20 protein-coding genes are annotated in these 22834 nt (G+C 44.2%); 17 read left to right on the top strand and 3 right to left on the bottom strand.

Annotated elements, in window-relative coordinates:
- Positions 1-3 precede the first annotated feature (3 nt).
- The 6 genes from F6X55_RS00645 to F6X55_RS00620 all read left to right on the top strand — a co-directional run bounded on the left by F6X55_RS00645 (position 4) and on the right by F6X55_RS00620 (position 7881).
- Entirely contained in the window at positions 4-831 is an 828-nt protein-coding gene (locus F6X55_RS00645) for a TlyA family RNA methyltransferase (RefSeq protein WP_035426691.1), read from the top strand.
- A gap of 84 nt (positions 832-915) precedes the next feature.
- The gene (gene ahrC, locus F6X55_RS00640; protein WP_026569998.1) at positions 916-1365 is read left to right on the top strand and encodes a transcriptional regulator AhrC/ArgR; all 450 of its coding nucleotides are present in this window, start codon (positions 916-918) and stop codon (positions 1363-1365) included.
- 35 nt (positions 1366-1400) lie between these two features.
- A complete protein-coding gene (recN, locus tag F6X55_RS00635) occupies positions 1401-3134 on the top strand; it encodes a DNA repair protein RecN (protein WP_026569999.1) in 1734 nt (577 codons plus the stop codon).
- A gap of 322 nt (positions 3135-3456) precedes the next feature.
- Positions 3457-4734 carry a SpoIVB peptidase gene (gene spoIVB / locus F6X55_RS00630; protein ID WP_026771187.1) on the top strand — a complete coding sequence of 426 codons (1278 nt, stop codon included), beginning with the start codon at positions 3457-3459 and terminating at the stop codon, positions 4732-4734.
- A 290-nt stretch (positions 4735-5024) separates the two neighbouring features.
- Positions 5025-5813: a sporulation transcription factor Spo0A gene (gene spo0A, locus F6X55_RS00625; RefSeq protein WP_026570001.1), complete on the top strand. Its 789-nt coding sequence runs from the start codon at positions 5025-5027 to the stop codon at positions 5811-5813.
- A gap of 715 nt (positions 5814-6528) precedes the next feature.
- Positions 6529-7881, top strand: coding sequence for an aspartate kinase (locus F6X55_RS00620; RefSeq protein ID WP_153461523.1), 1353 nt, complete (start codon positions 6529-6531; stop codon positions 7879-7881).
- A gap of 251 nt (positions 7882-8132) precedes the next feature.
- Here the strand turns inward: F6X55_RS00620 and F6X55_RS00615 are convergent, their stop codons facing one another.
- Genes F6X55_RS00615 through F6X55_RS00605 form a run of 3 tightly spaced genes read right to left on the bottom strand, consistent with a single transcriptional unit; the run spans position 8133 to position 11048 of the window.
- Positions 8133-8867 carry a 3'-5' exonuclease gene (locus tag F6X55_RS00615; RefSeq protein WP_237648570.1) on the bottom strand — a complete coding sequence of 245 codons (735 nt, stop codon included), beginning with the start codon at positions 8865-8867 and terminating at the stop codon, positions 8133-8135.
- Between the two features lies 1 nt (position 8868).
- Positions 8869-10779 carry a DUF294 nucleotidyltransferase-like domain-containing protein gene (locus tag F6X55_RS00610; protein ID WP_153461521.1) on the bottom strand — a complete coding sequence of 637 codons (1911 nt, stop codon included), beginning with the start codon at positions 10777-10779 and terminating at the stop codon, positions 8869-8871.
- A gap of 32 nt (positions 10780-10811) precedes the next feature.
- Entirely contained in the window at positions 10812-11048 is a 237-nt protein-coding gene (locus F6X55_RS00605; RefSeq protein WP_153461519.1) for a DUF2627 family protein, read from the bottom strand.
- A gap of 268 nt (positions 11049-11316) precedes the next feature.
- Between F6X55_RS00605 and F6X55_RS00600 the strand changes: the two genes are divergently transcribed.
- The 11 genes from F6X55_RS00600 to F6X55_RS00550 all read left to right on the top strand — a co-directional run bounded on the left by F6X55_RS00600 (position 11317) and on the right by F6X55_RS00550 (position 22660).
- Complete coding sequence (locus tag F6X55_RS00600) at positions 11317-13392, top strand: sigma 54-interacting transcriptional regulator (RefSeq protein WP_153461517.1); 2076 nt, start codon at positions 11317-11319, stop codon at positions 13390-13392.
- Between the two features lie 42 nt (positions 13393-13434).
- Positions 13435-14337 carry a bifunctional enoyl-CoA hydratase/phosphate acetyltransferase gene (locus F6X55_RS00595; RefSeq protein WP_026570006.1) on the top strand — a complete coding sequence of 301 codons (903 nt, stop codon included), beginning with the start codon at positions 13435-13437 and terminating at the stop codon, positions 14335-14337.
- A gap of 14 nt (positions 14338-14351) precedes the next feature.
- The gene (gene bcd, locus F6X55_RS00590) at positions 14352-15446 is read left to right on the top strand and encodes a branched-chain amino acid dehydrogenase (RefSeq protein WP_026570007.1); all 1095 of its coding nucleotides are present in this window, start codon (positions 14352-14354) and stop codon (positions 15444-15446) included.
- A 31-nt stretch (positions 15447-15477) separates the two neighbouring features.
- On the top strand, positions 15478-16566 hold the full coding sequence (buk, locus tag F6X55_RS00585) for a butyrate kinase (RefSeq protein ID WP_026570008.1): 1089 nt from the start codon (positions 15478-15480) through the stop codon (positions 16564-16566).
- Positions 16567-16581: 15 nt separating this feature from the next.
- Positions 16582-18006, top strand: a complete 1425-nt coding sequence (gene lpdA / locus F6X55_RS00580; protein WP_153461515.1) for a dihydrolipoyl dehydrogenase — start codon at positions 16582-16584, stop codon at positions 18004-18006.
- A gap of 19 nt (positions 18007-18025) precedes the next feature.
- Positions 18026-19018 (top strand): thiamine pyrophosphate-dependent dehydrogenase E1 component subunit alpha, encoded by a 993-nt coding sequence (locus tag F6X55_RS00575; protein ID WP_026570010.1) that lies wholly within the window; start codon positions 18026-18028, stop codon positions 19016-19018.
- 12 nt (positions 19019-19030) lie between these two features.
- Positions 19031-20014, top strand: a complete 984-nt coding sequence (locus tag F6X55_RS00570; protein WP_153461513.1) for an alpha-ketoacid dehydrogenase subunit beta — start codon at positions 19031-19033, stop codon at positions 20012-20014.
- Between the two features lie 39 nt (positions 20015-20053).
- The gene (locus F6X55_RS00565) at positions 20054-21304 is read left to right on the top strand and encodes a dihydrolipoamide acetyltransferase family protein (RefSeq protein ID WP_371068785.1); all 1251 of its coding nucleotides are present in this window, start codon (positions 20054-20056) and stop codon (positions 21302-21304) included.
- Between the two features lie 172 nt (positions 21305-21476).
- The gene (locus F6X55_RS00560) at positions 21477-21731 is read left to right on the top strand and encodes a hypothetical protein (RefSeq protein WP_026771195.1); all 255 of its coding nucleotides are present in this window, start codon (positions 21477-21479) and stop codon (positions 21729-21731) included.
- Positions 21732-21813: 82 nt separating this feature from the next.
- Positions 21814-22047 carry a hypothetical protein gene (locus tag F6X55_RS00555; protein WP_153461511.1) on the top strand — a complete coding sequence of 78 codons (234 nt, stop codon included), beginning with the start codon at positions 21814-21816 and terminating at the stop codon, positions 22045-22047.
- A 181-nt stretch (positions 22048-22228) separates the two neighbouring features.
- Positions 22229-22660, top strand: a complete 432-nt coding sequence (locus F6X55_RS00550; RefSeq protein ID WP_026570015.1) for a BrxA/BrxB family bacilliredoxin — start codon at positions 22229-22231, stop codon at positions 22658-22660.
- Positions 22661-22834: the final 174 nt, after the last annotated feature.

The following is a 22834-nucleotide window of genomic DNA, read 5'->3' as shown; positions in this document are numbered from 1 at the left end:
TCGATTTTGAGTAAAAAAACAAGGCTTGACACTCTGTTGGTTGACAGAGGGTTGATTGAAACACGAGAGAAGGCCAAACGCTCCATCATGGCCGGTCTAGTCTATTCTGAACATACCCGTCTGGACAAGCCTGGAGTGAAAGTGGATGAAGATATACCACTAACCGTGAAGGGTAAGTTGTTTCCGTATGTGGGCAGAGGCGGATTGAAATTAGAAAAAGCCATCAAGCATTTCGGCATTGATCTTCATGGAAAAAAAGTGATCGATATTGGTTCGTCTACAGGTGGTTTTACAGATTGTGCCTTGCAAAATGGGGCCGAATTTAGTTATGCAATAGATGTCGGTTATAACCAGCTGGATTGGAAACTGAGAAATGATGAAAGAGTAGAAGTGATGGAAAGGACGAATTTTCGGTATGTAAAACCGGACATGCTGAAAAAAGGGATACCGGATTTTGCATCCATCGACGTTTCCTTTATCTCTTTGAAGCTGATTCTTCCAGTGCTGGCGAATCTGATCAAAAACAAAGGGGAAATTGTCGCTTTAATCAAGCCGCAATTCGAAGCAGGGCGAGAACAGGTAGGCCGAAAAGGGATTGTCAGGGATGCGGCTGTACATCGCCAAGTTTTGAGGGACATCCTCTCATTTGCCGTGGCAGAGGGGTTTTCAGTTAAAGGACTCACCTTCTCCCCCATTACCGGAGGGGACGGAAATATCGAGTTTTTAGCCTATTTTGTTTATGATGGAGGAGAAGCAGGAAATAACATGCCTGATGTCGAAATGGACCTTGTAGTCAAGGAAGCACACGAGACACATCAGAAACATGTATAAGCAGGGCTACATTTTCTGTAGCCCTTTTCCTTTGTCGATCTAAATATCGAGAATCAAGATTTTTTTAAATGAAGGAGGGGGAAAATGACAAAAGGGCAACGGCATATAAAAATTAGAGAGTTGATAACCGATAACGATATTGAAACCCAGGACGAACTTGTAGAGCAGCTGCGTGACTTGGGATACAATGTCACGCAGGCTACTGTTTCCAGGGATATTAAAGAATTGCACCTTGTCAAAGTGCCGACCGTTGATGGCCAATATAAATACAGCCTTCCTGCCGACCAGCGCTTCAATCCGCTGGAGAAACTTAGACGGTTGATAATGGATGCATTTGTCCGAATCGATACAGCTGGGTATTTTATTGTATTAAAAACCCTTCCTGGGAATGCACAAGCACTTGGTGCGCTGATCGACAACCTTGATTGGACGGAAATCATGGGGACGATATGTGGCGATGATACTTGTTTGATCATCTGCCGTACCGAAAAGGACACACAAAAAATCAAAAACAGACTGTTGGAAATGTTATAACAGGTTTACTTTAAAAAAAATGAGGTGGCTTTTACTTGTTAACTGAATTGTCTATCAAGGATTTCGCGATAATTGATGAAATATCGATCACATTCAATGAAGGCTTGACTGTGTTAACAGGCGAAACCGGGGCAGGCAAATCGATCATTATCGATGCCGTCCAATTGTTGACCGGCGGCAGAGGGTCGGTAGAGTTTGTCAGGTATGGTGCAAAGAAAGCCGATATAGAAGGTTTATTCATCATGGATGATCCCCATCATCCTATTTATGAAAAAGGGCGCCATTTTGGGATAGATATCAATGAAGACGGCATGATTGTCCTTCACCGTACGATTACTGCCAATGGGAAAAGTATTTGCAGAGTGAACGGAAAATTAGTCACATTGGCGATATTGAAAGAATTCGGTAAGACGCTTATCGATATACACAGCCAACACGAGACGCAATCATTAATGGAAGTGGACAGGCATATTGAATTGCTGGATCTTTATGTAAGAGACGAGCTGGGACAAGTAAAATCAGATTATCTCCGACTGTTTGACAAATTCCAAGCGTTAAGGAAGCGTTATCGGGAACTAAGTGAAAATGAGCAGGAGATGGTTCAGCGGCTCGATTTACTTGAATTTCAGTTGAATGAAATTCAAGAGGCAGAACTGTCTCCACTGGAAGATGAAACGTTAAGCGAAGAACGCGACAAGCTGAACAATTATGAAAAAATATATCAAGGAATACATGATGCTTACAATGCGCTGTATGGTGAGCAGAAAGGGCTTGATTGGCTTTCGCTTGCATTGAACGGTTTGGAAAGTGCAAGTGAGTATGATGAAGAAGTCGCTTCTAAAAAAGAAGAGTTTTCTAATCACTATTACGTACTCGAGGAATTCACATTTGATTTGCGGAATTTCCTCGACTCCATGGAATTCGACCCGGAACGATTGAATGTCATAGAAAGTCGGTTGAATGAAATCAACCGCTTAAAAAAGAAATATGGCCAAACAGTAACGGAAATACTGGAATACGCAGCCGAAGTCGAAGATGAAATTGATCAAATTACCAATCGTGAATCCCATTTATCCAAGCTGCAAAATCAAATTGCAGAACTTGGGGAAGATGCTCTTTTGGAAGCGAGGCAAATGCATGATATCCGAAAAAAGGCTGCAGAAACCTTGTCTGACTCCATACACCAAGAACTGAAAGATCTTTACTTAGAAAAAGCGGCATTCGGGGTCGATATACAAATGAGACGGGGAAAAGAAGGGGATCCGCAATTAGAAGGAATTCCTGTCAGTATGCAGGCCAATGGGTTTGACCTTGTGAAATTTTTGATCACTACCAATCCAGGGGAGCCGCTCAAAGAAATCAATAAAGTGGCATCAGGTGGAGAGCTATCCAGAATCATGTTAGCCCTGAAAAAAATCTTTTCCAAGCACCAGGGGGTGACCAGTGTCATCTTTGACGAGGTTGATACCGGAGTAAGCGGACGGGTGGCGCAGGCGATTGCGGAAAAAATTCACGGCATCTCGAGCGGCTCCCAGGTTTTATGTATTTCCCATCTCCCACAGGTCGCATCGATGGCAGATACCCATCTTTTAATTGAAAAGCATGTATCAGATGAAAGGACGAGCACTTCTGTCGTGGAACTGGATACGGAATCTTCCGTGGAAGAGATCAGCCGGATGATCACCGGAGCAGAAATGACGGACACGACGAAGGAACATGCCAGAGAATTGATTAAGCTTGCAGAAAAATTCAAAAAAGATCAAGGATGACCCTTGCCGCCGGCAAGGGTTTTCATATGGATTCATTAAAAAAAAAATGAAAGTTCCGCCGGTCTTAAGTTTGCCGGAGGCCAGGAATACGATGTATTTCGCGCGGGCAATGCTGCAGGTCACGACTAATGTAGCCTTTTAAACAGGCAATTGCGCTTTTCTTTTATATTATCCCTTTTTTTAAACGATTAATTCCAAGCATATAAGGAAATTATCGCCGGCATTTCTCATCTTTACAGTGTTTAAAAAAGCAGCTGTAAGGCCAAATTAGAACTACAGAAATAAAATTATTGGTATGGGTTAGGAACGAGGAGAGTGAAGCATGAAATTTAAAGGATTTCGCAATGGCATAGGAATAACGCTCCTTGTTGCTTTCCTGTGTATTCCTTTTTTACCGGTTAAAGATTTTCTCATGATACCTGGTCATATCACTACATTTATGAACCAGGAAGGAATCCATATGCCAGCTGTCAGCACGCATGTCTCGATGGCCAGCAGTGATGAAGATGTCATAGAGGAAGCAGGTGAAGCGTCCTTTGCTGCAAAAGGGATGGGGACGGCTGACATTGTCTATGAACTGGCTGGATTGCCAATTAAAAAAGTGAATGTCGATGTTTTGGATGATTTTCGTATCATACCGGGTGGACAGTCCATCGGCGTCAATCTTCATACCCTCGGTGTTCTGGTAGTGGGTCACCATCAAATTACAACCGCTGAAGGAAAGGTTTCCCCAGGCGAGGAAGCGGATATTCAGGTTGGCGACATCCTGTTGAAAATAAATGGACAAGAAATAAAGAAGATAGCGGAAGTGGCTCCTTTCGTAGAAAAAGCAGGGAATGATGGGAAACCACTGCAGGTCACCGTAAAGCGTGGCGACAAAACGTTTGATACTGAACTGACACCTTACTTGGATGCCAAAGAGGATGATTACCGGATAGGATTGTATATAAGGGATTCAGCAGCAGGTATCGGAACAATGACCTTTTACGATCCGGTATCCAAAAAGTATGGGGCTTTGGGTCATGTCATTTCCGATATGGATACCCGAAAACCGATAGAAATTCATAAAGGAACAATTGTCCGCTCCAACATTAAAGCTATTGAGAAAGGGAATAATGGGACTCCAGGGGAAAAACGGGCTGAGTTTTCGGCTGATGAAAAGAAGTTAGGCAACATTACGAAAAATACACCATTCGGCGTTTTCGGTAAGTTGGATGAAGACATCAAGAACGGAAAGATGGATAAAGCAATGCCTATTGCGCTTTCGCACGAAGTGAAAGAAGGTCCGGCAAAAATCCTGACAGTCGTCCATGGAGAAAAAGTGGAAGAGTTCGATGTGGAAATTGTCAGTAGCGTACCGCAAAAGTTCCCCGCCACAAAAGGGATGATTATCAAAATTACGGATAAGGAATTACTAAAGCAAACGGGAGGGATTGTCCAGGGAATGAGCGGGAGTCCGATCATTCAGGATGGAAAAGTGATCGGCGCGGTAACCCATGTATTTGTCAACGATCCGACCTCCGGTTATGGAGTGCACATCGAGTGGATGCTGGATGAAGCAGGTATAGATATTTATGGCAGTGAACAAAAAGCAGGCTGAACATCGAAAAATAACTCTTATCTGAAACAAAGATAAGGGTTATTTTTTTGATTAAATCCCCTTCTGCAAAAAGATGTGCTACAATTAAGTAAATAAAGATTTTTCGACAAAAACGCGTTGTAACGACGAAATAATTGTCGTAATAGAGAGAAAAATGAAGTATATAAAAGCTATTAAAAGAAAATAGAAAAAAATCCAATGTTTTTTCCAGAAAAGAAGGAAATATCGCATTTGTGTCGAAATCATAACGAGGAACTCAGGGAGGAATTACTAAAAGGAGGAAATTTGGAGTGGAGAAAATTAAAGTTTGTTTAGTCGACGACAACCGGGAGCTAATTAATTTAATGGAGGAGTATTTCGATGACAAGGAAGACATTGAGGTCATCGGTACTGCCTATAATGGGAAAGACTGTCTGCAGATGTTGGAAGAACTAGACCCGGATGTTTTAGTGTTGGACATCATAATGCCGCATATCGATGGCTTGGCGGTATTGGGGAAAATAAAAGAACTTGAAAAGGAAAAATATCCAAACGTCATCATGCTGACAGCTTTCGGACAAGAAGAAGTAACCAAAAAAGCAGTTGATTTAGGTGCTTCCTATTTTATACTGAAACCTTTTGATTTGGACAGTTTAGCCGACCAAATCAGACAAGTGCATGGAATTGCTCCTTCTTTTGATAATATTAGCACGAACAAGCAAAAAGGAAGACGCGATGATCGGAAAAAAGATTTGGAAACAAGTATCACTCATATCATCCATGAGATCGGGGTGCCAGCCCATATCAAGGGATATATGTATTTGCGTGAAGCTATCACCATGGTGTACAAAGATATCGAGTTACTAGGGTCGATCACAAAGGTACTATACCCGGATATCGCGAAAAAGTACAATACCACAGCATCCCGGGTAGAACGGGCTATACGCCATGCCATTGAAGTCGCGTGGAGCAGAGGGAACATGGAGTCGATTTCATCTCTTTTCGGTTATACGGTGAGCATTTCCAAAGCAAAACCTACCAATTCCGAATTCATTGCGATGGTGGCCGACAGGTTACGGCTGGAGCATCGGGCAAGCTAAGGGGCATTCATCCAACATTTTAGGTAAAGTTGATCAAAGTGGCCGGGACAAAAGCATGGCCACCAAAGCAAAAACCGGGCGAATTTGAAATGTCAATCAAATTCGTTCGGTTTTTTGTGTTGCTTGGGACTTCTTATCATCCTGTTGTTTGATGCGTGCTTCGTGCCGCTACAGCAATATAATACGCGTTCGATGGAAACACTCTTCGTATCTTGCCATCGCTAGGTTTTCTTGTTCTGATTTCTATATGGTCAAGAAAAATGTATAGAACCGTATTCTTCTATTGGTTGTTAGGTTGGTAAACAGGAACGATGATAAAAATCAGCACGTAAAGTTTTTATTTGGAAATTGGAGCTTGCGGTCAACACCATAAATAAATAAATAAGAAGTGCTCCTGGTTCCATACGAATTAGCTTTCTTCATGTATTGAAGCCGTGATTGCGAAAAGCAAAGTACCTTTCCGGAGTGAAGTGTTGCCGATAATATGAGGAAATAGAACGGAACGGTTTGCTTTTTTCTAACCAAAAAACATGATCGTTCGGTTTATATTTTGCTCACGATCTTTTGCTTTTTAATCAAAAATGAATGGAGTCCCTGTATAAAGATAGTATCCCCACTAATCCCCGCCTTTTACTTACCAGTAGGAATTTCTGTCGGAAGTGTGTTAATATTTTATACTAGAGACAAAATTTAAAAAATGGAGAGAGTAATTGACATGAAAGTAGCTAAGTTTGGCGGAAGCTCTGTGGCAAGTGCGAAAATGCTCAAAAAAGTGGCTGGTATTATACAAGCTGATTCCGATCGGCGGGTTATCGTCGTTTCAGCACCAGGAAAACGGTACAGTGATGATACAAAAGTCACTGACTTGTTGATCAACTTATGCACCGCTTATGTAAACGGAGAAAGTTATGAAAAAGAGATCGATCTTGTCATTGAAAGATTTAAGGATATTACCGATGAACTTGACCTTCCTGAAGATATTTTGCAGGAAATTCGGAAAGACATCCATTCTGTGATTCATTCCGACTATGAGAATGAGTTGAAAAAGGATGCCTTCAAAGCGGTTGGAGAGGATTCTCTTGCAAAGTTATTAAGTGTTTACTTACAATCCTTGGGTTTGGAAGCTTCTTATTTAAATCCTAAGGAAGCAGGCATCATCGTCAGCGATGAGCCGGGAAGCGCACAAATTTTAGATGAAAGTTTCGATCATCTGTATAAGCTTCATAACCGAAAAGACATCGTAGTGATTCCTGGATTTTTCGGATTTACAAAAGAAGGAAAGTTGATGACATTCCCTAGGGGCGGGTCTGATATCACTGGCTCGATTGTTGCGGCAGGTGTAAAGGCCGACTTATATGAAAACTTTACGGATGTGGACTCCGTTTATTGTGTGAACCCTACCATTGTAGACAACCCACGGGAAATCACTTCATTGACATACAAAGAGATGCGTGAACTTTCCTACGCCGGTTTTTCCGTTTTCCATGATGAAGCGTTGATTCCTGCTTTCAAAGCAAGCATCCCGGTTTGCATTAAAAATACGAACAATCCGGATGGACTGGGGACGATGATCGTTTCGGAAAAGCATATGACCCCTAATCCGGTAGTGGGGATTGCCAGCGATAAAGGGTTCCTCAGTCTCTACGTCAGCAAGTATTTGATGAACCGAGAACTCGGCTTCGGACGCAAGTTGTTAAATATCCTGGAAGACGAGGACATTTCTTTTGAACATACGCCTTCAGGTATCGACGATATGTCTGTCATTATGAGGGAATCACAACTTCCTACAGAGAAAGAAGAGCGTGTCATCCGCAGGATAAAACAAGAACTGGATGCCGACATGGTGTCGATTGATCGTGGCCTGGCATTGGTAATGATCGTAGGAGAAGGAATGCATAGTACGGTTGGACTGGCCCAGAAAGCAACCGAAGCATTTGCTGAAGCCGGTGTTAATTTGGAAATGATCAACCAGGGGTCTTCTGAGGTGGCGATGATGTTCGGGATCAAAGAATCTGGACTGGAAGCATCTGTTCGGGCGCTTTACAAAGCATTTTTCAAAGGTCAGTGACCCTTAACATTCATCATATAGCTGCTTCAGAATATGGCAGCCAAATCAAAAACGGAACAAGTTCGAAAGCCCCTGGGCTCCCGAACTCGTTCCGTTTTTATCGATGAATGATAAGGATGTTGGACGCTTCCTGTCGATTCATCCAAGAAAGCCGGGTTTATCACCCTCGGCGGCTTGAATGGTATGAAAGGATTGCCCATCAAGCAATGGTTGAAAAAATACCACTGCCACAACAAAGAGAACCACCTCGTTTACTTGTTTTGGATATCCATGAGAATCGGGTGGAGGTCCTGAAATGTAGAAACACCACGCTCCATCGCTTCCGCAAGCAAATATTCAAATAGTTCTGCCGTCATGATAGCATCATTCAATGCATGATGTCGCTCCAATTTTTCTATGCCCAATCTCCGGATTAACGGATCCAACTGGTGATTAACCCCGGGCAACAACCATTTGGCCATTAATTGAGAATCGAGCACGTATGGCTGATACTCCGGGAGCTTCCATCTTTTAGCCATCGTTTGTAAAAATCGGATATCAAACTTTGCCGGATGCGCAACCAGTATGGTGCCCTTGCTGTAATGCAGAAAGTTACTGAAAGCATCTATGAACGGGCTGGCATTCATCAAATCGTGTTTGTCGATACCAGTCAAATTTTTAATCCTTCTCGATACTGGTCGGACTGGTTTGATGAATTGATGAAACTTTTCTGTCCTGCAAAACTTTGTGCCAGTAAGTTGAATGGCGCCAATGGAAATGATTTCGTGGCCGATTTCCGGAATCAAACCTGTGGTTTCCAAATCAAATACCGTAAAAGTCGTGTTAGAGAAATCGGTTGTTTCTATGGCAGGGTCTTTTTCCAAGTTTTCCAGACTTTGTGCCAGGCTTCGATAAGACTGCCAGTTGAAGTATGGCTTGATTTTTTGCTGGAACATCGGTTTTTCGAAAATATAATATTTCAATATTTGTAAGTCAATGGGTAACAAGCTATACCACCCTGTTCCTGTTATAACTCAACTCCACCACTTGCTGCAGCCTCCTTGCGATTGCTAGGGCCTCACGGAGTTTACGTTTTTCTTCTTTATTTAATTGGTGGAGGCTGATATCGTTAGTCAGCGGCTTGTTGTCATCTATCTGTGACAGGTTTTGTTCCAGACGGAAAGTCAGTAATCGATGCAAAGCCATTTTTGCATTTTCAGCATCACGTGGATGAAAGCGTTCATCTTCCGTAAGTCTGTTCAAACGGTGGATAGTGCCGACACTGTCAATTCCATAACGGATGGAATAAATTCTGACTGCATTGACGATTTGCATGATAGCCGATTTTTTCAAGTTAAGATTCCGCTGTTTCCCTACTCCGATGATTCTTCCAAAAGGCTGAAAGGGCACACGGAACCTCAACGTATCCTTCATCAAAAGTTGATGGACGTGCAGTTTTTTCTGCACCTTTGCTGTTAATTGTTCCCGAAGCCGATATGCGAGCGAATAGTCTCCGAAAATCGGACGAAAATCCATGAATATGGTGAAGTCTCGTATTTCCTGTGCGTCCATGGATTTAATCCATTCCTCCAGGTTCAGGGACCACTCTCCGATAGTGTGTCTCCACTTTGATTCTTTTGCCATGATGCCGCCAGTGCATAACGGAAAACCACACTGTTCCAACATAAGATTCACCTTTTGGCTGAACAGGCGGAAATACCGCTCTATTTCCGTTGCATTTTCCATATTGTGATAGTCGGACAGAATGATACCGTTGTCCTGATCGGTGCTGAACCCTTGTTCTTTTCTTCCTTCGGATCCCATCACAATGAAACAATAATTGATATCAGGAGTGCCATAACCCTCGTTTTTCATTTCTTCTTCGGCCAGGTGGATCACCTGCTTATGAATCCGGTCATTCACGCTGGATATCAGCTCGCAGATTTCGTAACCAAAGGTACCCTGATCAATCAGCTGTCTGATGAAGGTTTGAAATGCTTTGTTGTTAAACGGAGATAAATTCCGCAATTCTTCCACACCGGTTGAGTTGGAAATTCGGTAGGTCAAATCAAAATAAATCGAGTCCTGTATGTTGAAAAAAGAGGATTGACGCAGAAAGCCGACGACATTCTCCTTATGAAAAACGGGAATAATGGAAGTCGGGTGATGCTTCAAGTAAGACAGCGCTTCATAAATGAAATTACTCGACATTACCGCATAAATATCTGTTTTCATATATTTATCCACCTGGTGGTCCTGATCGTTTTGGAAAAAGGCAGTCAAGATTTCCGAGTAGCCGATCATGCCGAGCATTTGTTTACGATCATCGCTGACAATGACGCCCTCCAGTTCTTTTTCCTGCAACACTTTCGCTGCTTCGGCAACAGTAGCGGTTGAATGAATGAAAACGGGCGATTCCATGTATCCATCCACTCTTTTGGTGTACAATTCGGTATCCGATTCCTCATCTGAGTCGGCACTCTTATATTTGACTTCCTGGTATAAACTTTTCATCGTACTGCTGATGCCTTCTAAAACGACATTGGAAAATTGGCGGTTGGAAGACATCAGTGCCATGAATGCCGATTTAGGAAAACAAAGAGTCTGTGTAGCTTCCATTGCCTGCACGGAAAACTTCATTTCGCCGCTGGACATCACTACCATCATCCCTGCCAAATCTCCCGGATAATAATATCGGATTGACAATTGCTTACCGTTTGAACGGTGCATGATACTGTTTGCCAGTCCAGAAATCAAAAAATGGATGTCAATATCGTCTTCGCTTTGATCTTCGTGAATGATGAATTGATGAGCGTTGTAGTCCTTGATTTTTGAATCCTTTGTCAAGAATGCGAATTCCTCGTCAGACAACAAGCTGAACGGGTACTGTGACTGAAACATGTCCAGATATGCTTCCATTGGACCGACCTCCTGTATTTCCTTGATGTAAATTATCGGTTGTTCTTATATTTTTCCTTTGTCAGATTCCTTTTTCTGTCCCGGAACAAAATAAATCCGCCTATAAAGGCCAGTCCGCCCAATAAGAGGATTAAACCAGCAGCAAACTGGATACCCACGTGAAAAAACAGTGGATAAAAATCTCCGAAAAACGCATCCCTCATCAACTTAATTCCAAAAGTGGCTGCCATTCCGGGTAAAATTAAAATTAGCAATGCAATAAGCCTCATCTATTTTCTCCTTTATTCCTTTTCCTTCGTTGATTAAAAAAGCTGATATCTTATTCTTATTAATACAAGCCGAATTGTCGGTTACCTAAATTCCGTTTCTGGTAACAATCCAAGACAGAAAGAATAGCGTCATTATCGGAAACCAATCACTAAACAGATACTTGCACACATGTAGTATAGCAGAGATAAACATGGATGTCTTTCTTGCTAAAATGTGCAGGTTTGTTTATGATGGTAGTGTGCAAAAAAATGCAAGGTGTGATGCTGGATGAAGCGAGTGCTAATCATTGGCGGAGGAAAAGGCGGTACTGCTTTACTGAAACTGCTGATAGCAACCAATCGTATGAAGATTGTTGCATTGGTGGACACGGATAAGCATGCACCAGGGTTAAGGGCTGCCGAAGCAAATCATATAGCGACTGGAAGGAAATGGCAGGACTGGATAGACCGGGGGATTGACATTGTCATAGAAGCCACAGGTTCGGAAGAAGTACTGCAAGAGGTGATCAAGGCACGTCCTCGTGAAACCGTAGTCATTCCTGGCGCAGTTGCCTACATAGCGGCAGAATTGTTGGAAGAAAAAGAAACATTGCTGTCCCAATTGAAAAATGAAGCATATACGCAAGAATTGATCATGAACAATATCCACGAGGGTATGATTGTAATCGATGATTCGGAGTCGGTTGTATTCGTGAACAAACGGGCCGAGCAAATAGTGGATGTACCGAGAAAGAATTTTCTTCATAAACCGATCAGGGAAGTAATCGATCAAACAAGACTTCCTCAAGTATTACGTTCGAGAAAAAAAGAAGTGAATCAGAAACTGATTTTGGAAAACGGAAAAAAAGTAATCACTACACGGATACCGATTATCGATGCGAATCACCGTTTAAAAGGGGCTTTTGCAGTTTTTCGGGATATAACAGAAGTAGTGGAGCTCGCTGAGCAAGTGACCGGCTTAAAAGAAGTGAAAAAAATGCTCGAAGCTATTTTTCACTCTTCCGATGAAGCAATCAGCGTCGTCGATGAGGATGGCCTCGGTATCATGGTCAATCCTGCCTATACAAGGATAACCGGGCTTCCCGAAAAGGATATTATCGGCAAACCTGCCTCCACGGATATAACAGAAGGCGAAAGCATGCATATGAAGGTTTTACAGACGAGACGACCGGTAAGGGGCGTCCGGATGAAAGTGGGTCCCGCTAAAAAAGAAGTACTGGTGAATGTAGCACCGATTATCGTGGACGGCAAACTGAAGGGCAGCGTCGGGGTGCTTCACGATGTGTCCGAAATTTCTTCTTTATCCAGCGAACTCCGCAGAGCGAGACAAATCATCCGAAACTTGGAAGCGAAATATACGTTTGACGATATTATCGGTTCCTCCAACGAAATGAAGCTTTCGCTTGAACAGGCACGCGTGGGGGCGAAAACCCCAGCTACCGTTCTGTTGAGAGGGGAATCCGGTACCGGGAAAGAATTGTTCGCCCATGCTATCCACAATGAAAGCAATCGCAGAAATAACAAATTCATCAGGGTCAATTGTGCAGCAATGGAGGAGAAAACACTCGAAGGGGAATTGTTTGGATATGCCGAAGGTGCGCTGCCTCATTCAAAACAAGGGGCAAAAAGCGGGTACTTTGAAGAAGCCAATAATGGCAGCATTTTTTTAGATGAAATCGGCGAATTGAGCCTAACGTTACAGGCAAAACTGCTTCGTGTCCTGCAGGAAAACGAGATTTTCCGGGTAGGGGGAACGAAACCAATACGGGTGGATGTCCGGATTATTACGGCGACAAACGTCAATTTAGAAAAGGCAATCATGAATGGGGAATTTCGCGAGGACTTATACTACCGATTAAACCGGCTGCCGATTTTCATCCCGGCGTTACGGGAACGAATCGGGGATATAGATGAGCTGGCGGATCATTTGATCGATAAGACGAATCAGGATTACGGAAGAAACGTAAGAGAACTAGACAGTGAAGCTTTGAAGTATTTGAAATCATACAATTGGCCAGGGAATATCCGTGAATTGGAAAATGTCATTGGCAGAGCTATGATTAAAATGCAGATAGGAGAAGAGGTCATCACTTCGGATCATCTACCGGAGCTTCCGACAGAACAAACAGAAGAGAATTTAAAAACCGATTTGACGAGCTATCGGGGCCAGCCGTTGCAGGAAGCCGTTGAAGCCTTTGAAAAGCAAGTTATTGCTTCGGCTTTTAAAGAGCAGCGGTTTAATAAAACGAAGACGGCAGAAGCGCTGGGTATTTCGGTCCGGAATTTATATTATAAGATGGAAAAATACAACATTGAAAAAAACAGCATGCAAGATTTTTCATAGTTTGTGTTGGGCTCTTTATTTTGAAATGTCGGGGGTTGCTGGATGAAACAATTAAAAGATCTTCTTCAAACGATGAATGAACAACAGACAGTGCCCAAAGTTGCGGTGGTCCAGGCTGCAGACAAGGAAGTGTTGACAGCTGTCGCGGCTGGATTGGAGAAAAGCCTGTGTCATTTTATCCTTTATGGAGATGGCGGCTTTATCCGTAGCTTTTTGGGAGGGGCTGGAATCGATATCCAAAATGGCCTGCAAATAGTCGAAGCAGGCACACCCGAAACGGCCGCTAAGCAAGCCGTCAAGGATGTGAGCAGCGGCAAAGCCGATGTGGTCATGAAAGGGAACATCGACACCAGTACACTGTTGAAGGCTGTATTGAATAAAGAGGATGGGCTTAGAACCGAAAGTGTTTTGTCCCACGTTGCTCTTTTTGAAGTGCCTGGCCGGAAACATTGTATACTGTTGACTGATGCAGCTATGAACATTGCACCAGATTTAGAAACCAAAGCGAGTATTATTAAAAATGCCGTCCATGTTGCGAAAAGCATTGGCATCGAAGTTCCCAAAGTGGCGGCACTAGCTGCGGTGGAAAAGGTAAATCAAGCCATGCCGGCAACTGTGGATGCGGCCAACCTAGCCCAGATGCAGAGGGATGGAAAAATTACAGGTTGTCTGGTCGATGGGCCGCTAGCTTTTGATGTGGCAGTTTCAGCGGAAGCGGCAGCCCAAAAAAATATCGAATCAGATACGGCTGGATGTGCGGATGTTTTGCTGGTACCTACTATTGAAACGGGAAATGCACTATATAAATCATTTGTTTATTTTGCAGGAGCAAAGGTGGCCGCTGTCATTGCAGGAGCAAAAGCGCCGATTGTACTGACATCCCGATCCGACACGGCCGAGAACAAGTTGTTTTCGTTGGCATTAGCTTTACGCACGTTATCATAAGGAGGAAGAAGATAATGGAAATATTCAAGTACATGGAAAGTTATGATTATGAACAGTTATTATTCTGTCAAGACGAGCAATCGGGGCTGAAAGCAATCGTTGCGATTCACGATACGACTTTAGGGCCTGCTTTGGGCGGAACAAGAATGTGGACATACGATTCAGAAGAAGCAGCCATTACGGACGCATTGCGCCTGGCTAAAGGAATGACATACAAAAACGCTGCAGCGGGACTAAACCTCGGCGGCGGGAAAACAGTCATTATCGGTGACCCGAAAAAGGATAAGAACGAAGCGATGTTCCGTGCTTTCGGAAGGTTCATCCAGGGATTGAATGGCAGATATATCACCGCAGAGGACGTAGGAACTACTGTCAAGGATATGGATTTAATCCACGAAGAAACGGATTTCGTTACTGGAATTTCTCCTGAATTTGGATCTTCGGGAAATCCTTCTCCAGTTACAGCTTACGGTGTATATAAAGGCATCAAGGCTGCAGCAAAGCAAGCTTTCGGGACGGACTCATTGGAAGGCAAAACCATAGCTGTACAGGGTGTGGGAAATGTAGCTTTTAATTTGTGTGGCCATTTGCATGAGGAAGGGGCTCAACTGATCGTCACGGATATCAATAAAGAATCTGTCAATCGTGCAGTGGAAGCATACGGTGCTAAAGCGGTGGATCCAGAGGATATTTATCAGGTTGATTGTGATATATACGCTCCATGTGCATTGGGAGCGACTATTAATGATGAAACGATACCGCAATTGAAAGCGAAAGTTGTTGCCGGAGCGGCTAACAACCAGCTTAAGGATACGAAACATGGCGATATCCTTCATGAAAAAGGAATCGTATATGCTCCTGATTACGTAATAAATGCTGGCGGTGTCATCAATGTGGCAGATGAATTGATCGGTTATAACCAGGACAGGGCCATGAAACGAGTGGAAACCATTTATGACAATTTGGAACGGGTATTTGACATATCCAAACGGGATGGCATTCCGACTTATGCAGCAGCTGATCGGATGGCAGAAGAAAGAATTGAAATGCTTAAACAATCCAGAAGCCAGTTTCTTACCAACGGGCATCACATTATAAGCAGAAGATAATCACTTGGAAGATTAGCGACGGAGGTTCGAAATGGTGTTACAAGTTCATCGTGTGTTAGTAATCAATCCTGGTTCGACTTCAACAAAAATCGGAGTTTTTGACAACCATCAATGTTTGTTTGAAAAAACGATCAGGCATACTGCTGAAGAGATTGGACAATTTCAGCGGGTAATCGACCAATATGCATTCCGTAAAGCAGTCATTTTGGAACAGCTTCACCAGGAGGGTATCAATATTTCCAAGTTGAGCGCTGTTTGCGGGAGGGGCGGGCTGCTCCGCCCCATTGAAGGCGGAACCTATCAGGTCAACGAGGAAATGCTGCAGGATTTACGCATGGGGTATAATGGGGAACATGCTTCCAATTTGGGAGGGATTTTGGCATATGAAATAGCAACCGGCTTGAATATCCAGGCTTTTATCGTCGATCCTGTCGTTGTTGACGAGTTGGCGGAAATCGCCAGGTATTCGGGTGTTCCCGATATCCCCAGAAAAAGTATTTTTCATGCATTGAATCAGAAAGCCGTCGCCAGGCGGGCTGCTCTTGAACTGAATCAACCATACAGGCAATTGCGCTTGATTGTTGCACATATGGGGGGCGGTATAACCGTAGGGGCCCACGATAACGGTCGTGTCATCGATGTCAACAATGGTTTGCACGGAGACGGACCGTTCTCGCCAGAAAGAGCGGGTACAGTCCCTGCAGGCGACTTGATTTCCATGTGCTTTTCTGGACAGTATTTCCGTGATGAAGTGATGGATAAAATTGTAGGAAAAGGCGGCTTGGTTGGTTATTTGCAAACCAATGATGCCCAGGAAGTAGAGCGGAGGATCGAAAGTGGTGACGAGCAGGCCCTGGCAGTCTACCAGGCAATGGCTTATCAAGTGGCCAAGGAGATTGGCTCTATGGCTGCCGTGTTAAACGGCAAAGTGGATGGCATTGTACTTACCGGAGGGCTGGCTTATGGGAAAGCATTCGTAGAGATGATAGCAGAGCGGGTTAACTGGATTGCCGATGTCATGGTCTATCCTGGAGAAAATGAGCTGCAGGCGCTTGCGGAAGGAACTATGCGCGTACTGACTGGAGAAGAAGAACCGAAGGAATATCCTAATCCTGCATAAATAAGGAGTGAGTGTATGGCACAAGATTATGATTTAGTGATAATAGGTGGCGGAACTGGTGGTTATGTAGCTGCTATCCGGGCTTCCCAGCTCGGTTTGAAAACCGCTGTCGTAGAAAAAGGGAAACTGGGCGGAACATGTCTTCATCAAGGCTGTATTCCATCGAAAGCACTGCTGCGGAGTGCAGAAGTTTTCCGGCAGACAAAAGAAGCGGATAAGTATGGGGTAAGGGTTTCGGAACCCGTCATCGACTTTTTGAAAATCCAAGAACGCAAACAAAATATTATCGATACATTACATAAAGGTGTTCAGGGATTGATGAAAAAAGGCAAAATCGATGTTTACGAAGGGACGGGCAGGGTGTTGGGACCATCTATTTTTTCTCCTACCGCCGGCACGGTTTCGGTGGAATTCGACAACGGCGACGAAAACGAAATGTTGGTACCGAAGAACCTAATCATCGCCACAGGCTCCAAACCGAAGACATTGCCTGGTTTGGAACTGGATGGAGAACTGGTGATGTCTTCTGACCATGCGTTGCAAATGGAAAAACTGCCTGATTCCATGGTCATAGTCGGCGGTGGAGTCATCGGGATTGAATGGGCCTCGATGCTGGCTGACTTTGGAGTAAAAGTCGATGTAATCGAATACATGGACAGAATCTTACCTACGGAGGATGAAGATGTAGCCAAGGAAATGGCCCGCCAGCTCAAGCAAAAAAATATAACCATCCATACTAGCGCAAAAGTGGCGCCAGAATCACTCCGAAAAGAAGCGGGGATTGAAATCATTGCGGATATCAACGGCAAGCAGGAAACATTCTCTGCTGACAAAATGCTGGTATCGGTGGGCAGAGAAGCCAATATAGCCAATATTGGACTGGAAAATACGGACATTGTCGTAACCGACAGGGGCGTTATTCAAGTTAATGAAGCCTATCAGACCAAAGAATCACACATTTATGCAATAGGGGATGTAATAGGGGGCATGCAGCTTGCCCACGTGGCTTCCCACGAAGGGATAAAGGCTGTTGAACATATGGCTGACCAAAAACCAGAACCGATTCGCTATGAGCAAATACCTTCCTGTGTCTACTCAAGTCCTGAAGCTGCTAGTGTCGGCCTTACGGAATCCGAAGCAAAAGAAAAAGGGTTTCAGGTGAAAACCGGCAAGATGCCATTTACAGCTATCGGCAAAGCACTTGTTCATGGTGAATCAGCGGGTTTTGTCAAGGTTATAGCCGATAAAGCGACCGATGACATTCTCGGTGTCCATATGATCGGCCCACATGTGACGGACATGATTTCAGAGGCAGGATTGGCAAAAGTACTTGATGCCACTCCATGGGAAATCGGAGAAACCATTCATCCACATCCTACTTTATCGGAAGCAATTGGTGAAGCGTCGTTGGCTGTGGATGGAAATCAAATACATGGATAATAGCAAGGAGGGAACAACAATGACGGAGAATAGACATGAGAAACTTGGTTTGAGTGATGAGCAAGTACTTGATATGTACCGCACGATGCTTTTGGCAAGAAGAATTGACGAGCGGATGTGGCTGCTGAACCGGGCGGGGAAAATTCCTTTTGTCATTTCATGTCAGGGACAGGAAGCAGCCCAGGTCGGTGCAGCTTTTGCTTTGGATCGTAACAAAGACTATGCACTTCCTTACTATCGGGATATGGGTGTGGTCCTTGCATTCGGAATGACAGCGAAAGAATTGATGCTGTCCGGATTTGCAAAAGCGGAAGATCCAAATTCCGGCGGCAGACAAATGCCGGGACACTTCGGACAAAAGAAAAACCGCATTGTTACAGGCTCTTCCCCTGTGACCACTCAGGTTCCGCATGCAGTCGGGATAGCTCTTGCCGGGAAAATGGAAGAAAAGGATTTTGTCAGCCTTGTGACCTTTGGCGAAGGTTCGTCCAACCAAGGGGATTTTCACGAAGGAGCAAATTTTGCAGGCGTTCATAAATTGCCGGTCATCTTCATGGTGGAAAACAATAAATATGCCATATCCGTACCGGTAAGCAAACAGCTTGCCTGTGAAAAAGTCTCTGACCGTGCTCAAGGGTATGGCATGCCTGGCATCACTGTCGACGGCAATGATCCACTTGCGGTATATGAAGCTGTCAAACAGGCGGCTGACAGAGGCAGGCAAGGAGAAGGACCTAGCCTGATAGAAGCTGTTTCTTACAGGCTTACGGCCCATTCCAGTGATGACGACGACCGCACTTATCGAGAAAAGGAAGAAGTGGAAGCTGCCCGTCAAGAGGATTCCATTCATACGTTTTCAGCGTATCTGCGTGAACTCGGAATTTTGACCGAGGAAAAAGAGCAGGAAATGCAGGATGAAATCATGAAATTGGTCAATGAAGCGACAGATTATGCCGAAAATGCAGCTTATGCAGAACCGGAAACGATCTTTAATTATGTTTATGCAGAGTGAGGAGGGTTTTTAATGCCAGTTAAGTCTTATATACAAGCTGTAACGCAGGCTTTGTCAGAAGAGATGGAACGGGATCAGAAAGTATTTGTCCTAGGGGAAGATGTCGGAAAAAGAGGCGGCGTATTCCGTGCTACGGACGGACTATATGAAAAATTCGGAGAAGCAAGAGTGCTTGATACGCCACTCGCTGAATCAGCTATCGCCGGTGTAGGAATCGGTGCAGCCATGTACGGTATGAGACCGGTGGCTGAGATGCAGTTTGCCGATTTCATCATGCCTGCGGTTAATCAGATTATATCGGAAGCTGCAAAAATAAGGTACCGGTCAAACAACGATTGGGACTGTCCCATCACGATACGGGCACCTTACGGCGGAGGGGTTCATGGAGCGTTGTACCATTCCCAGTCCATCGAAGCCATTTTTGCCAATCAACCAGGTTTGAAAATTGTCATGCCTTCCACTCCATATGATGTCAAGGGATTGTTAAAAGCCGCCATCCGGGATGATGATCCCGTCTTGTTTTTTGAACATAAACGCGCTTACCGGTTGATCAAAGGGGAAGTGCCGGATGAGGACTATACTCTTCCATTGGGGAAAGCCGACGTAAAAAGAGATGGATCAGATATTACAGTGATAACCTATGGTCTATGTGTCCATTTCGCATTACAGGCAGCAGAAAAGCTGGAGCAGGAAGGTATCGATGCCCACATTTTAGATCTTCGGACCGTGTACCCGCTTGATCGGGAAGCTATTGTGGAAGCAGCATCCAAGACAGGAAAAGTACTATTGCTAACAGAGGATAACAAAGAAGGAAGCATCATAGGGGAAGTAGCAGCAATCATTGCGGAAGAATGTTTATTTGAGTTGGATGCGCCAATTCAGCGGCTTGCAGGACCGGATGTACCTGCTATGCCATATGCTCCGACAATGGAAAAACACTTCATGGTCAATCCGGACAAAGTGGAAAAAGCAATGCGTGAATTGGCGGAATTTTAAAGACGAGGAGGGAACGCTGTGTCAATAGAAAAAATCAATATGCCTCAGCTTGGCGAAAGTGTGACAGAAGGGACAATCAGCCAGTGGCTCGTAAAGCCTGGTGATCATGTCAATAAGTATGATCCTATCGCGGAAGTAATGACAGACAAGGTAAATGCGGAGGTGCCTTCATCATTTACAGGTACACTGACAGAGATTGCAGCTGAAGAAGGCGAAACGGTAGCTGTCGGTGATTTGATGTGTTATATCGAAGTGGCAGGCGGGGAGAGCGGCGAAACCGCTGTTGAAGAAGCGAACACAAATACAACCGGGAACACAGTTGCTCCTGAACCAAAGTCGGAAGAATCATCGATGAAAAAGAGATATTCTCCGGCGGTCATGCGGCTTGCGCAGGAAAACGATATTCAACTCGATGAAGTGGAAGGAAGCGGAAAAGGCGGCAGGATCACACGGAAAGATATCGAAAAGATAATCGCTTCTGGAGGGATGGACAGAAAGCAGGAACAACCCGCTGAAAGCAACGTGCCGGCGGAAAATGCCAGCGGCAATGCCACAATCCCGGAATCAAAGCAGCAAGTACATACAAGTGAAGGAGCGAAGGAAATTCCGGTGACCGGAGTACGCAAGGCAATAGCCAACAATATGGTGAAGGCCAAGACCGAAATACCCCATGCTTGGATGATGGTGGAGGTGGATGTAACGAATCTGGTAAAATACCGAAATTCTGTAAAAGACCGATTTAAACAGGAGGAAGGCTTCGGTCTTACGTTCTTTGCCTTTTTTGTGAAGGCTGTATCGAAAGCGCTGAAGGAATTCCCGCAGCTCAACAGCTCTTGGGCCGGAGACAAGATCATCCAGCATAAAGACGTAAATATTTCCATTGCTGTCGCTAAAGAACAAGAATTGTTTGTACCTGTTATAAAAGCGGCAGATGAGAAAAGCATCAAAGGTATCGCCAAGGATATACACGGTCTGGCCAGTAAAGCGAGAAACGGAAAACTGACTGCCCAAGATATGGAAGGTGGAACATTCACAGTTAATAACACCGGCTCGTTTGGTTCTGTCCAGTCAATGGGAGTTATCAATCATCCGCAGGCCGCTATCTTGCAGGTTGAGTCCATTGTAAAACGCCCCGTGATTATTGATGATATGTTCGCCGCAAGAGATATGGTCAATCTTTGTCTTTCACTGGATCACCGGGTATTGGATGGATTGATCTGTGGCCAATTCCTGGCCCGTTTGAAAGAAATATTAGAAAATACATCGAGTGATAATACACCGATCTATTAATTCATTTGAGTATCCGGCTTACAAAAGTTGAAAGAGGCGGATTATAATTAAGTGATTCATGCTTGTGACGGAGCCCGTCAGGTATATAAGCCTAAGACATCAGCAGACCAAATCGCAACAGATTTGGTCTTGTCTTATTCTATACAGTGAAAAGAGTTGGGAGGGTGGCTGGATGAGAAAGACACTTATAGGCCTCGCTATCTTTGTGTCTGGCGCAATCGTTTATGGGTTCACTTTGATCGCTGCCTCGATCTATGCCCAAGTATTGGCCGATACGAGTTGGGACGGCCGTTATGGTATTTTCGGCACTGCTTTGAGAGAAATAGGAACGGCACCATTAACAGTTGCAATAATTCTAGGTATAACCGGAATATATTTTATGATTCTTTCTGTGAAAAATGATAAGCGAAGAGCAACGGGGGAATAAGGACTGAGACTATTAACAAACAAACCATTTTTTTAGCAGCTGTTGATTTAATAAAAGGGTAGAAAATCAAAGGAGAGAGAAAATGAACGTAGGACGGATTTTATACATATTGGGATTGATTTTTGCTGTTTACAGCATTGCAGTGCTAGTGATGTCCTTCTTCACTGGAGGAGGCAGCATCCTCATGGTTTTTGGTGTCTTGAACGGCTTTATCGCCATGGGTGTAGGGGACCTGGTAATAGACATGAATAGAAGGAAAAAGAATACAGCGGGTGGGGATTTGAACGATAACCAAGACAAACATGAAAATGACTAAAGCACAGTGCAGTAACCCCGGAAAAGCGCACGGGACTGGCGGATCAGACACAGGTGCTGCGGGCGAATCTGAAAAGTAGCAGGAAACGGTGCAACTTTTGTCTGAACAGCCTGATTGAAACGCAAGCCTATTCTTGGTACTATGAATTTAGTAATATAAATTTTAAGGAGATGGATATAGAGTGGATTTCAATTTATTCATGGAAGATGTCGTCAATTCGGCGCGTAAAGATATAACAGAAGCAGGCTATGAAGAACTCACCACACCAGAAGAAGTCGACCAGGCTTTAAATCGAAAAGGAACAACACTCGTCATGGTCAATTCTACGTGTGGGTGTGCTGGAGGTGTCGCACGTCCGGCCGCTGCCAATGCCATCCACTTTGATAAACGTCCGGAACACCTGGTTACCGTTTTTGCGGGACAAGATAAAGAAGCGACCGAAAGGGCCAGGAGTTATTTTGAAGGTTTTCCGCCATCTTCGCCTTCTTTCGCTTTTTTGAAGGACGGAAAAATCGTCACGATGGTTGAACGTCATGATATTGAAGGATTTGGCCCGGTAGACGTTGTAGAAAAACTTCAACATATTTTTGAGGAACATTGCGAAGAAATATAACGGAACCACAGAGAGATTTCATTACCTTGCCACGCCTGTGACAAGGTTTTTTTTAATGAATTAGAAAACCCCTGGCAATGCCAGGGGTTCCGGAGAGCTTACAGCGTGGTAATAAAAAAACCTCACTTCATGGTAGGATAAAGTTGGTTTCCCGACCACTTCATCTCACCAAAG

Source organism: Sediminibacillus terrae, assembly GCF_009602435.1.
GTDB classification, from domain to species: domain Bacteria; phylum Bacillota; class Bacilli; order Bacillales; family Amphibacillaceae; genus Sediminibacillus; species Sediminibacillus terrae.
The sequence above is the reverse complement of the archived record's forward strand: the minus strand, read 5'-3'. Positions and strand labels throughout refer to the sequence as shown.